10 protein-coding genes are annotated in these 13,665 nt (G+C 34.8%); 5 read left to right on the top strand and 5 right to left on the bottom strand.

The genetic code is table 11. The annotated features are described in order from the left end of the window. Positions 1-226 precede the first annotated feature (226 nt). Positions 227-2,263 carry a M13 family metallopeptidase gene (locus OLM61_RS14350; RefSeq protein ID WP_264523323.1) on the bottom strand — a complete coding sequence of 679 codons (2,037 nt, stop codon included), beginning with the start codon at positions 2,261-2,263 and terminating at the stop codon, positions 227-229. A 211-nt stretch (positions 2,264-2,474) separates the two neighbouring features. Beyond that, positions 2,475-3,347: an AraC family transcriptional regulator gene (locus OLM61_RS14345; protein ID WP_264523322.1), complete on the bottom strand. Its 873-nt coding sequence runs from the start codon at positions 3,345-3,347 to the stop codon at positions 2,475-2,477. A gap of 449 nt (positions 3,348-3,796) precedes the next feature. Between OLM61_RS14345 and OLM61_RS14340 the strand changes: the two genes are divergently transcribed. The 3 genes from OLM61_RS14340 to OLM61_RS14330 all read left to right on the top strand — a co-directional run bounded on the left by OLM61_RS14340 (position 3,797) and on the right by OLM61_RS14330 (position 5,886). Then, positions 3,797-4,216: a secretion protein gene (locus OLM61_RS14340; RefSeq protein ID WP_264523321.1), complete on the top strand. Its 420-nt coding sequence runs from the start codon at positions 3,797-3,799 to the stop codon at positions 4,214-4,216. A gap of 511 nt (positions 4,217-4,727) precedes the next feature. Next, entirely contained in the window at positions 4,728-5,135 is a 408-nt protein-coding gene (locus OLM61_RS14335) for a T9SS type A sorting domain-containing protein (protein ID WP_264523320.1), read from the top strand. 364 nt (positions 5,136-5,499) lie between these two features. Next, the gene (locus tag OLM61_RS14330; RefSeq protein WP_264523319.1) at positions 5,500-5,886 is read left to right on the top strand and encodes a secretion protein; all 387 of its coding nucleotides are present in this window, start codon (positions 5,500-5,502) and stop codon (positions 5,884-5,886) included. A gap of 51 nt (positions 5,887-5,937) precedes the next feature. Here the strand turns inward: OLM61_RS14330 and OLM61_RS14325 are convergent, their stop codons facing one another. Further along, positions 5,938-6,405, bottom strand: a complete 468-nt coding sequence (locus tag OLM61_RS14325) for a type ISP restriction/modification enzyme (protein WP_264523318.1) — start codon at positions 6,403-6,405, stop codon at positions 5,938-5,940. A 296-nt stretch (positions 6,406-6,701) separates the two neighbouring features. Between OLM61_RS14325 and OLM61_RS14320 the strand changes: the two genes are divergently transcribed. Beyond that, positions 6,702-7,082 (top strand): flagellar motor protein MotB, encoded by a 381-nt coding sequence (locus OLM61_RS14320; protein ID WP_264523317.1) that lies wholly within the window; start codon positions 6,702-6,704, stop codon positions 7,080-7,082. Between the two features lie 399 nt (positions 7,083-7,481). Here the strand turns inward: OLM61_RS14320 and OLM61_RS14315 are convergent, their stop codons facing one another. Further along, the gene (locus OLM61_RS14315; protein WP_264523316.1) at positions 7,482-9,059 is read right to left on the bottom strand and encodes a T9SS type A sorting domain-containing protein; all 1,578 of its coding nucleotides are present in this window, start codon (positions 9,057-9,059) and stop codon (positions 7,482-7,484) included. Between the two features lie 58 nt (positions 9,060-9,117). Between OLM61_RS14315 and OLM61_RS14310 the strand changes: the two genes are divergently transcribed. After that, the gene (locus tag OLM61_RS14310; RefSeq protein ID WP_264523315.1) at positions 9,118-9,618 is read left to right on the top strand and encodes a hypothetical protein; all 501 of its coding nucleotides are present in this window, start codon (positions 9,118-9,120) and stop codon (positions 9,616-9,618) included. Positions 9,619-9,956: 338 nt separating this feature from the next. Here OLM61_RS14310 and OLM61_RS14305 read toward each other — a convergent pair whose 3' ends face one another. Beyond that, the gene (locus OLM61_RS14305; RefSeq protein ID WP_264523314.1) at positions 9,957-13,397 is read right to left on the bottom strand and encodes a methylmalonyl-CoA mutase family protein; all 3,441 of its coding nucleotides are present in this window, start codon (positions 13,395-13,397) and stop codon (positions 9,957-9,959) included. Positions 13,398-13,665: the final 268 nt, after the last annotated feature.

The following is a 13,665-nucleotide window of genomic DNA, read 5'->3' as shown; positions in this document are numbered from 1 at the left end:
ATTGTAAATATAACTTTTTCAAAATGAACCATATGAAAAATCCGGTCGTTTTTTTGACACAGAAATGAGGAATTTGTTGGATTTTTTCTATTTAGGTTGGGAAGATAGTTTTGCCACGAATTTCACAAATTTCCACCAACATTCACACATCTAATTCGCGTAATTCGTGGCAAAAAAAAAGCCACTCGTTGAAACGAATGGCTTTGATATTTTGAAAAGATAAGCATTACCAGATTACTACTCGTAAGTTATCCTGCTGATACATTTTATCTCCTTTTTTGACATTGAATGCCTTATGGAACTCCGGAATATTACTCAACGGCCCGTTAACCCTGAATTGTTCAGGCGCATGTACATCGGTCATAATCTGATTAATTTTTGACTCGTTCCTTCTGTTGATCATCCAGGAATAGGCATAGGCCAAAAAATAACGTTGCTCCGGGGTTAATCCGCTGATCTTTTCCTTGTTTTTATATTGTGCTGTTTTTTGAAATGCTTCGTACCCCATAATTACACCACCCAAATCGGCAATATTTTCACCTTGGGTAGCATCTCCGTTTACATTTTTCCCCAGTATACTGTATTTGTTGTACTGATCTACAATTAATTGTGTTTTGGCTTTAAATTTCTTCAAATCCTCCGCTGTCCACCAATTGTTTAAATTTCCTTTTTCGTCGTATTGACTTCCCTGATCGTCAAAACCATGTGTAATCTCATGTCCAAAAAACGAACCTCCAATGATTCCATACAACACAGCATCGTCCGGCATACGTCCCTCGTAACCTGGGACGATAATGTTACAGGCCGGAATTACAATCTCGTTATTACTCGGATTGTAATAGGCATTGTAGGTTTGTGGCTGCATAACCCACTCGTTTCTGTCAACCGGTTTACCGTATTTGTTCACCATAAAATTATACTCCCAAACATTGGCTTTCATTACATTTCCACAGTACGAACTTCTGTCTATAGAAAGCTGGCTCATATCCTTCCATTTGTCCGGATAGCCTAATTTCATTACCATTTTGCTCAGTTTATACAACGCTTTTTGCTTGGTAGCCTCACTCATCCAGTCTAACTTCTTAATGTGCGAAGCAAATACATCACGAATATTGTTTCCTATTTCGAGTAGTTTCTCTTTCACCCCTTTTGGCATATAGTCGGCAACATATACCTGTCCAATCAATTCCCCCAAAGACGAATCGGTTTGCTCTACTACCCTTTTCCATCTTGGTTTTTGCGTCGACACACCGTTTAATACTGTAGAATAGAATTTGAAATTTTGCTTTTCAATGGCCGAATTCAGATAAGAAGAATAACGATTTACAAGATTCCATTTCAGATACGTTTTCCATTCGTCGATGGAATAACTTTTAAGAGTCGAATTTAGGGCTTTAAAAAATTCCGGTTGCCCAACAATTACTGAATCGGCTTTGGCTACCCCTAAAACCGGAAGCACTTTCTTCCAATCGATATTGGATGTTAGAGCATTGAACTGGTCAATACTTAATTTATTGTAATTTTTGATTGGATCACGTAACTGTTCTAATTTTCGGGATGCTTTTGCCAGTTCGGTTTCAAGCTTCAATATTGTTGCCGCATTTTTTGCTGCAAGCGCTTCTTCTTCCCCTGTTAAACGCATCATGGTTTTAAGATGTGCCAAGTATGCTGCACGAATTTCGACATTTCGTTTATCAGCATCCAGATAATAATCTCTTTGCCCCATTCCAATACCACCTTGTCCGAAGAACAACGCATACTTGGTGCTGATTTTATCATCCTGTGCAACATAAAATGAAAAACCGGGATCTGCTCCAACAGTTTGTAAATGTGCAATTGTATTGACCAGACTCGAAACATCTTTAATTTCACTGATCTTTTTAATTTCTGTATTTAACGGAAACAAACCAGCTTTTTCAATCGCAGTGGTATCCATTCCTGAAGCGTAAAAATCACCTATCTTTTGTTTGTTGCTGCCTTTGGCGAGGGATTCATCTTTTGCCGAATTTTCACAGATACTTTTAATTTGTTCGTTAATAGTATCCATCACAATTCTCATGATACCATTATTACTATCAGTAGCAGCAATAGGATTTTTTTTAAACCAGCCATTATTAGCATAGTTAAAAAAATCTTCCGCAGGATTTACCGTGGTGTCGCGGTTGGTTAGCAGTGGATCTGAAAATACGGTTTCTTTTTTGCTACAGCTTAAAAAAGCCATTCCAACAAGAAAAAATGCAATTCGTTTTCTAAATAAATTCATGCAGTTATAAAGTTTAGTTGATTGTATTGGTCTATTCCTGACCAACTGGTTACATTTTAAGTACAACAAGCCTGTAAATATAAATTTTATAACAACAACCTTTATAAGTAAATTCATAAAAAAAAAGATACGAGCTGTAAAAACTCGATTTCATACTCCAAAAAATATAAAACAAGCTTTTACTTCTTTCATATCCTATAGCAATATTCCTTTAGCTAATAATAATTTTATGTTCGAGACGGTACTGCGAAGCACTTTTACCGGTATACTGCTTGAAAGATTTACTAAAGTGACTAAAATTATTGAACCCGCTTTCATAACACACCTCATTAATACTTATAGGTTTCTCTGCCAAAAGTTTTGAAGCATGTACCAAACGGTATTCGTTTACAAACTCCGTAAATGTTTTATTGGATATTTTTTTAAAGTAACGACAAAAAGAAGGTGTCGTCATGCTAATCAAACTCGAGACTTCGTCTATAGCAATCGATTCCTGAAAATGATCTTTCACATAATTAAAAATTACATTCATTCGGTCATTGTCCTGCGTTTGCAATTCTAGCGAAAAACCGTCGGCATTCAGGATGGTATATTCTTCTGATGAGTCTAATTCATCCAAAATACTTAAAAGCGTCAACAAGCGCTCAAACGGAAGTTGATTTTCCATCATCTCGATTCGTTCACCTACCTTTTTCTTGGTTTCTCCACCAAAAGCAATTCCACCCTTTGACTGACTCAGGACGTTTCGAACCTTTTTCATTTCGGGTCCGGCGAAAAAATCATTCCCTAAAAATTCAGGTTTAATGTGAATTACGGTTTCATCTTTATTTCCGGTTAGTTCATTTGTAAAACCACAATGCGGAAGGTTTGCCCCGATCAGAAGCAAGCTGCCATTGGTATAATACGAAACATGACTCCCTATTTGTCTTTTTCCCGCGCCCCCGTTTATGTAAACCAACTCAATTTCGGGATGGTAATGCCATATATGTGCCTTGCTGTTGGTTTTCTCAGCATGTTTGGTATAGGTAAATGAGCTTCCGTAAGAATTAGATATCACTTCAAGAGCTGGGGCAATCGTCTTCATGATAATGACTTTAAAAAATAATAACAAATTTAACAAAAACACCTAACATAATTCATATTTTAACCTATAACGGTTTCGTAAATGAGAATATCTCATGAAAAAGCAAAAAAAACCTACATCTCGAATTACGATTATTGCGCCATTTTTTTTAGTACTCCTAATTTTTTGATTCTTTTTTTTAACATATACTATTTAAACCCGTCTTTTTATAAACATATAACATTTCTGTAAGAATTAAAGACGTTTTTCAAAAAACTAAAAAAACTCCAAACATTAAAAAATAACAACCTAATTAACTAAAACACCAATAATAATTAAAATTTTAACCTATAACGGTTTCGTAAATGAGAATACAGCACATAAATAGGCAAATAGAGTTGTGAAAAAAAACCTGATACCAAAGTAATTTAGCCTCAGAGAAATGAACCAATCATTTAAAACTAAAAGCTATGAAAACGATTTTAAAATTAAGTTTAGTCTGTGCAGTACTTTTAACCGGATGGAACACTTACGCCATTGACGGAAATGAAAACGGCAATAATGATTTTAACCTTCATGTATTAAAAGCCAATGGAAAGCTCATTACGTTTGCTCTGAACCAGGTACACAAGGCCAGTTTGAGTATTTATGATAAAAGTGGTTCTTTACTCTATACCGAAAATGCTTCAGGCAAAGACGGAATTTTAAGAACTTTTAGTTTAGAAGAATTTCCGGAAGGAACCTATTTTCTGGAAGTTGAAGACAGTTTTAAAAAAGTGAGACATGAAATTACGATAACCGACGACAAATCTGTGTTATCTTCTAAAGCAGTTTCATCAACATACAAAGCAGATTTCTCTGCTCAAAATTCAAACGTAGCAGTACGTTAAAAAAGTTTATACTCGCATAAAGTATAAAAATGAGGTTAGATAGTTAGTAAAGTAAAAACGTGATTGTTTTAAAACAGCTCTTTGTGGTTATTGAGCTGTTTTTTTTTGCCTATAAACTAAGCAGCTTAAACGCAAGGTGCGTAAGGCTTTTTTATATATCTTTTTATACAAACGCAAAGTTCGCAAAGCTAATTATTGATAAAGCCTTGCGAACTTTGCGTTTACTACGCATAATTTGGGATAAAAAAACTTCGCGCACCTTGCGGTTAAATCCTAAAATACATTTTGTAAGAAAGAGAAGCAAAAATACATTATCTTAACTTTTACAAAACATTAAAATATAACCACAGAATTAACACTAACACTTAAAATAATTCATAATTTAACCTATAACGGTTTCGTAAATGAGAATATAGCATATAAATAAGAAAATAGAGTTGTGAGAAAATTACCATCTCCGAAGTAATTTAGCATCAGAGAATTAGAACTATTAATCTAAAAAACAAAAGTCATGAAAAAGATTTTAAAATTAAGTTTAGTATGTGCAGTGCTTTTTACAGGAATGAGTACGTATGCAATTGACGGGAATGAAGATTTTAATCTTCATGTATTAAAAGCCAACGGAAAGCTGATTACGTTTGCCCTTAACAAAGTGCAAAAAGCAAACCTGGCGATTTATGATAAAGATGGTAGTGTACTTTATTCTGAAAACGCTTCAGGTAAAGAAGGCATTTTGAGAACTTTTAACCTGGAAGAACTTCCGGCAGGAACCTATTTCTTAGAAGTGGAGGATAGTATAAAAAAAGTAAGACATGAAATTACAATTACCGATGCTACAACTGTATTGTCGAGAAAAGCAATTTCATCCAGTTATAAAGCAGGTTTTTCTGCCAAAAAAACAAGCGTAGCAGTACGCTAAAAAGTTTATACTTCAACAGTATAAAAGTGAGTTTATCTAGTTAGTAAAAATAGTACATTTTAAACAGCTCTTTGTCGTTATCGAGCTGTTTTTTTATGTTCATTTTTAATCTCAAACAACTGATCTTTATAATTTTAGAAAAATATTCTTAATAATTACAAAAAGGTATTTTTTACACTATTAAAAAAATAGCAAATAAAAACATCCATCATCCCAGTAAATACGTACATAGTTCAGGTAAAACACAGAAACATCTTTAATTCAGCAATTTAAGTATTGAAAAAAGTAAGTTTTTTGCATAAAATTAAATTTCTATTTGTAGTTTTACGCGTTGCAAAATGAGTAATAAACAATTAAAAAAGACATGACAAATTTAACGAAGGTGGGCTTAGTTGTTGCCGTATTTCTAACAACAATTTTTACGTATGCATTTGATGGAAAAGGGGATTATATTTTGAATATAAAAACCGGAAATGGAAAGGTAGTTAGTTTTACTTTAAACTCCATTGAGAAATCAGTTTTTACTATCTATGATGAAAACAATAATTTGGTTTACACAGGAGAAGCTGCTTCAAACCAATTAGAGACTTCAAAAACTTTAAGTTTAGAGGCATATCCTGCCGGAACTTACATCCTGGAAGTAAAAGAAAATGGTAAAGTTGCCAAACATGAAATTAAGGTTTCTACTAAGAAATCAAAAACTGTAAAGATGGACGAATCAGTGAATAAAAGCCCTGCTTTCCGTCGCTAATTGTTTTTACTTGAAATTGAAAAGCATCAGCCGGGCTGATGCTTTTTTTGTTTATTCCTTTTCTTTCCCTCGTAATTCCTTCCCTATTTGAACTAGTTTCCAAAACACAACAACATCTTGCGGTACAGGAATTTTTAGCTCATTGATTTTTAAATCTTCGCAATAAAGTGACGAATGCAAAATAGCATAACTTAAATCTAAAACATCAATTGTCGTACAGCTTTGTTTAAACTCAGGTCGCAATTCCTGACTGTGCGCAAAACAAACATTTCCGGTTACTTTCTCGTCCATAAACATCAAGCCGTAACAATTTGCAATGAATTGAACCGTTTCGGGATTTAATACCATACCATTATTGTTTGTTTTTTGAAAAAGCACCTCCAGCGTAAAATAGCTTTGACTGTTCTCTAACGCTATTTTTAAAATAAGCTCCTCCAACTCAGCATTAACACAAAGCCCAACTCTATGTTCTACAAGACGCAAATTATTTATTTTACTTAAATAGTCTTCCATTCTCATACTGCCGTCCTCTAAATCTTTATAAAGTTAGATTATTTTTTAGCGTAACTAAAATAATTTCAAGCCTTAAACGTTTTTATATCCATAAGAAATTATTTACCAGACAAGATTTTACTATTGTTTTCGACTCTAATTTTATCGATAAAGTCAAAAAAACATCGCCAAAATACATGTTATATTACTGATTTAGATATATTTGCAAAAAACACAATCAGCTGACATTAAATAATTCTCTTGCTTTTAAATTGTTCCAAAAAAATATAAATAATATCAAGTCCCCATTTAAATCTATTTCCATGAAAGAAAAACTAGCTGTTCTAGTGCTATTGACTCTTTTTTCAATTCGTGTTTCTGCTCAGGATGAAAAATTTTATCAAACCAATAAAGTAAGCGACAAATACGTTTATGTTGACGTGATGAAAACCTACGAAAGGGTTGCCGCAAAAGGCTACAAATCTGTAGATCTATTTCAGAAGTTAGGAAACTCCTCTTACGCCAAGTGTAATATGGACAAAGCCGCCAAATGGTACCGCGAGCTTTTTGCCCTTACCACCGATTTAGAACCTGAATATTACTACCGCTATGCAGAATCACTGCGATCGATTTCCCTATATCAGGAAGCCGACGCTCTTATTGAAAAATTAAAAACAAAAGTTCCGGTAAAAAAGAAAGCTTAATTCGATAAAAACAACCACAATATTGTCATTTCGACCGAAAGGAGACTCGAGCGATAGCGAATAGGCGAAGCAAATCACATTCGAAACTCTACAAAGATTGGCGACTTTCTTTGCGGAAATACTGGTGTGATTTCTCCCTTCGGTCGAAATGACAAGCTGTATGGATTTTATTCTTTGTGTTCATAAACGGGACGCTCGACTAGCAAGGGAGCAACTCGTTTGTACATTACTTGGGATTCACTCGGGAATACTTACCAGCAACGAGAAGAACAACCACAATACTGTCATTTCGACGTAAGGAGAAATCACATTCGAAACTCTACAAAGATTGGCGACTTACTTTGTGGAAATACTGGTGTGATTTCTCCCTTCGGTCGAAATGACAAACTGTATGGAGTTTTAGTTCTTTATTATTTTCTTTGAGATGATAGTTCCGTTAACTTTAGCTTTCAAAATATAAGTACCTGGATTTAGCTTAGAAACATCAATTTTATCAGCAGCAAAATCAGCTTTATTGCTTACTAACTTTCCATTTAAATCAAAAATCTGAGCATTTTCAACTTGATTATTATTTTCAGCCTGTATACTTACAAAGTCACTTGCAGGATTTGGGTAAAATACCAAAGATGATCTACTTTCTATTAATGGAGTACTTAAGTTATTAGTATATTTCCATAATTTGCGCCCCTTTGCGTAATATATATCGCCATTATAAACAATGGCGTCTCTTATATTATCTAGTACACTAATGTTTTCAATTGTATTTAATGCTCTATTAAAAATCCATCCTTTTCTCGAATATTTATCCTTATCTATTTCTGATATAAAATACTCATTATTATTAATTTTAAAAATCTTAGAACAATCAAATAAATAAATAAAAGCATCAGTCTGTTCTATAGTATTTGATAATTGCTTTAAATTTGACACTTTGTAAGTTGCAAAATCAAATGACACTAAAGATGCGGCTCCTATTTCATTAGATGAAAGGAAAAGCAAAGAATTATCTATTTTAATAAAATTTGAGGGTGAAAAATATTTTTGACTTGTGTGTGTATATATTTCGTTCAAAGTTCTATTTGCTGGATCAAATTTCCATATTGACAGCTTATGCTTATTCGCAGAAAAAAATATGAAATACAAATTATTATTTACCTCTATCGCAGAACTATAATTCACTAAATCACTTTGTGCATTCCACACACTTCCAATATTTTTTGTGTTTTCAAGCGTTCCATCTGTTTCATAGAGAAAATGTCTCGTAATAAAATACAACTTGTTGTTAAATTTTATATACTGAGATAATGCATTTGTACCTGAGTATCCCGAACCATTTCCGCTTAATAATGGACTAATAGGATAAGTTCCTTCTGTAGTTCCATCACTTCTCCAGATTCTACTGCTGCTTAATCCTGTAGCTGAAATCGTGAATATAAAATTCCCATTCAACTCGCCTACAAAACTTGGGTCAAAAAAGTAATTCTGAATATCTTTAATCATTACAGCCCCACCTATAGATCCATCTGTTCTCCAAACTTGCAAATGATCGTTACCTATCCTAATTAAAAAAAAAACATAGTCTCCCACAGGAAATATCCTCAGAACTCTTTCCTTTAGAAAATTTGTCAATTTTATGGTACCATTTGTCGTTCCGTCAGTTTTCCATATGTCAGAAAAATTTTCAGTGCCTGCTATAAAATACAAGTCATCTTTGAAGGTTACAGAATAATCTTCCGACAATAGGGGATAAGATCCTTTTTTTCCAGGGTAAATATCTGCTATCATTTTTGTATTATTGGAAGTTCCATCCGATTTCCATACTTCTCGACCAAACTCCTCATCATATCCTTCAAAGAGAATATGATCATTAAATTTTATAAAGTAATCAGGATTTCCATAAAAATCATAAATTTTTTGTTGAGCGCTAAGATTAGTAAAATTAAAAACGAAGATAAAGAAGAGTAGTTTTGTTTTCATTAAAGGCAATGGTTGATAATTTAATGCGTAATATTGTTAAAAAAGTCGCAAATATATAATGATTATTATTACAAATATCATTAGTAAAAAATATAAAAATCATGTATACAAAAAGAGATTTGACAGTTCAACCAAACCACTTTTTAATAAAAATACGAGAAAAGAAAAAAACATATTTCCCTTCTTGTGCCAGCGCGATAAATTAAATACAAAAGCTATGAATCATGATACCAAAGAACTTTTTAATTATTTAAATCAGTCTATAGCAAATAATGCAACTTACAGAGAGTTATCGAATTTATGTTTAACATTATTTTGTACTTGTAGCATTTTACCAGAAAGGTTTGACACAACAATTATTAACAAAGAAAAATTAGCAAAAATATTTTCTAAAATCGCAAAAGAGAAAAATATTGTTTCTTATCCACCAACTGCTTCATTTTATGGAGCTTCATTTCATAACACTCATAATAAAGGACATTGGTTAGAGGTAATGGCTAGTGTACTGAAATTAGCCCGAGAGCCTAGTATAGAAGAAGCTAAAAATTTATTAGCATAAGTTCGTGTGAGAGACTCGTTCGTGCATTGCTTTGGATTCATGTGGAAATACTCACCAGCAACGAGAAGAACAACCACAATGCTGTCATTTCGACGAAGGAGAAATCACATTCGAAACTGTGCAAAGATTGGCGACTTTCTTTGCGGAAATACGGTGTGATTTCTCCCTTCGGTCGAAATGACAAACTGCACGGGGTTTTATTCTTTGTGTTCACAAGTGGGAAGCATTTGTAGAGCGTTTACATAAATCCTCTTCTATAAACCTGAGTATTTCAATTTTCATAAAACAAAAAAACCTCCCATTTCTGAGAGGTTTTCCATAAAATAAAATTAAAAAGCTTACATATTCCTTCTATACTGCCCGCCTACTTCAAACAAGGCTGAAGTAATCTGACCCAACGAACAAACTTTTGTGGCTTCCATTAAATGGTCGAATAAATTTTCGTTTTTAATGGCGGCTTCCTGTAGTTGACGCAAGTGCTCGTTTACTTTTGCTTCGTGAAACTGGTGTAAGTTATCGAGCATCGTAATTTGATATTGTTTTTCTTCTTCAGTGGCTCGAATTACTTCTGCCGGAATTACCGTTGGAGAGCCTTTTGAGCTTAAGAAAGTGTTTACCCCCACAATCGGGAAGTCTCCGTTGTGTTTTAGGGTTTCATAATACAAACTTTCTTCCTGAATTTTAGAACGCTGGTACATGGTTTCCATGGCACCTAATACTCCGCCACGTTCTGTGATACGGTCGAATTCCTGTAAAACGGCAGCTTCTACCAAATCGGTTAATTCTTCGATGATAAACGATCCCTGAATTGGGTTTTCGTTTTTCGCAAGACCTAATTCTTTATTGATAATCAACTGAATTGCCATTGCTCGACGCACTGATTCTTCGGTTGGCGTGGTAATCGCTTCGTCGTAAGCATTGGTGTGTAGCGAGTTACAGTTGTCGTAAATCGCATACAAAGCTTGTAAAGTAGTTCGTATATCATTAAAATCAATTTCCTGTGCGTGTAACGAACGCCCGGAAGTTTGAATGTGATATTTTAGCATTTGTGCTCTTTCGTTGGCTCCGTATTTGTTTTTCATGGCTTTTGCCCAAATCTTACGTGCTACACGACCAATTACCGAATATTCCGGGTCTACTCCGTTTGAGAAGAAGAACGATAAGTTTGGTCCAAAATCGTTGATGCTCATGCCACGGCTTAAGTAATATTCCACGTAAGTGAAACCATTCGAAAGCGTAAAAGCCAACTGTGTAATTGGGTTCGCTCCTGCCTCGGCGATATGATATCCTGAAATCGAAACAGAATAAAAGTTACGAACGTTTTTGGTAATAAAATATTCCTGCACGTCACCCATCAATCGCAAAGCAAATTCGGTAGAGAAAATACAGGTGTTTTGTGCCTGATCTTCTTTTAAAATATCAGCCTGAACCGTTCCACGAACCTGTGATAAGGTTTTGGTTTTAATATCATTATAAACGTCTAAAGGTAAAACCTGATCTCCGGTAACCCCCAAAAGCATTAATCCCAAACCGTTGTTACCTTCCGGTAAATCGCCTTGGTATTTCGGGCGTTCAGTTCCTTTTTCCTTGTATATTTTGTTGATTTTAGCTTCAACTTCTTTTTCTAAATCATTGGCTTTGATGTAATATTCGCATTGCTGATCGATCGCCGCGTTCATAAAAAAGCCTAACAACATTGGTGCTGGTCCGTTGATGGTCATACTTACCGAGGTTAAAGCGTGAACCAAATCGAAACCAGAATATAGTTTTTTAGCATCGTCCAAACAACAAATCGAAACTCCGGCATTACCGATTTTTCCGTAAATATCAGGACGAATATCCGGATCGTTTCCGTATAAAGTCACACTATCAAAAGCGGTCGAAAGTCGTTTTGCCGGCAATCCTGCACTCACATAATGAAAACGTTTGTTGGTTCTTTCCGGTCCACCCTCACCTGCAAACATTCTTGATGGATCTTCTCCCTCACGTTTAAACGGATACAAGCCCGAAGCAAACGGAAATTCACCAGGAACATTTTCCTGTAAATTCCAACGCAAAACATCACCCCAGGCTTCATACTTCGGCAAAGCAATTTTTGGAATTTGCAAATGCGATAAACTTTCAGAATGGGTCGCGATTTTAATTTCTTTATCACGCACCTTAAAGCTGTAAACCGGATTTTTATATTTGGCTACTTTTTCGTCCCAATTCAGAATAATTTCCCAGTTGTATGGATCTAAATCCATTTTTACCTTATCAAACTGATTGAGTAATAGGTTTAAAAAGATTCTGTTTTCGTCATGTGCTTCCGTAACGCTTGGTAAAACAGTAGAATCATCGATTCCGGCTTTATTAATTTGCGGAACTTTCCCTGAAACCGATTCTATGGTTTTAAAGATTCCGTATAATTTCTGTGCTACTTTTTGCTGCGAAAGCGCGCTTTCGTCATAAGATCGGTTGTTCTCTGCAATTTCTGACAAGTAACGGGTTCTGTGTGGCGGGATCACGAAGATTTTCTCACTCATTTCCTTTGTAATCTGAAAAGTAGATTTCAGCTCCGATTGCGTTTTCTCTACAATCTTGTCCATGATCGCTTTATAAAGCGTGTTCATTCCCGGATCGTTAAACTGAGAAGCAATGGTTCCAAAAACCGGCATTTCATCCGGATTTTTATCCCATAAATTATGATTGCGCTGGTATTGCTTTTTAACGTCACGAATCGCGTCAAGAGCACCTCTTTTGTCAAACTTATTCAAAGCCACCAAATCGGCAAAATCAAGCATGTCGATTTTCTCCAATTGTGTTGCTGCTCCAAACTCCGGTGTCATTACATATAAAGATACATCAGAGTGATCCATAATCTCGGTATCTGATTGTCCGATTCCTGAAGTTTCAAGAATAATCAAATCGTATTTTGCTGCTTTTAAAACCTGAATGGCCTCGGCAACATATTTAGATAAGGCCAAGTTCGACTGACGTGTCGCCAGCGAGCGCATATATACACGAGGATTGTTAATGGCATTCATACGGATTCTGTCTCCTAATAATGCTCCTCCAGTTTTTCTTTTTGACGGATCGACAGAAATCAATCCGATTGTTTTTTCAGGGAAATCAATTAAAAAACGACGAACGAGTTCATCTACCAAAGACGATTTTCCGGCTCCACCTGTTCCGGTAATTCCAAGAACCGGAATTATAGAATTGGTATTGCTTTCGTGAATCTGATCAAAAACAGGTTTTGCGATTTCAGGGAAATTCTCTGCTGCCGAAATCAAACGTGCAATTGCTGTTGGAATTTTGTTTTCGATATGATCAATTTCTCCGTTTAACTGATCTCCAATTGGATAATCGGCACGTTGCACCAAATCATTAATCATTCCCTGCAAACCTAAAGAACGGCCATCATCCGGAGAGTAAATTCTCGTGATACCATATTCGTGTAATTCTGAAATCTCGCTAGGCAGAATTACTCCGCCTCCGCCTCCAAAAATTTTGATATGTCCTGCTCCTTTTTCTTTTAGCAAGTCATACATATATTTAAAATACTCATTATGCCCTCCCTGGTAGGATGTCATCGCAATCGCATTTGCATCTTCCTGAATAGCAGTATTCACCACTTCTTCAACACTACGGTCGTGCCCCAGGTGAATAACCTCAACTCCAGTGGACTGAATAATACGGCGCATGATGTTTATCGCTGCATCATGTCCGTCAAAAAGTGACGCTGCGGTTACAATTCTTACTTTATTTTTAGGAATATATGGTATTTGTTGTTCCATTTTATGAATATGATAATTTTAAGGGAGCAATTTACAAAATATTACAACATTTGATCATGCTAATATCTTTTTGTTAACAAAAAAAAGAATCTTTTTTAATTCAGAGGGGTAACAATTTGAATACTAAGTTGATTTATCCTATATAAGTCTTATAAAAATGTTAACAACATGGCAATCTTGAAATATTTAAACAAAATACAACAACTTAAAAACCAGTATTGTAAACTAATTTAGTAGTATAGAAAAACCCCAAATTTTTACTTAAAAC

Origin of the sequence: Flavobacterium sp. N502536, assembly GCF_025947345.1 — a bacterium.
In the GTDB taxonomy this organism is placed as follows: Bacteria; Bacteroidota; Bacteroidia; order Flavobacteriales; family Flavobacteriaceae; genus Flavobacterium.
Note: the sequence above shows the minus strand (reverse complement) of the source record. Positions and strands in the feature narration are given on the sequence as shown.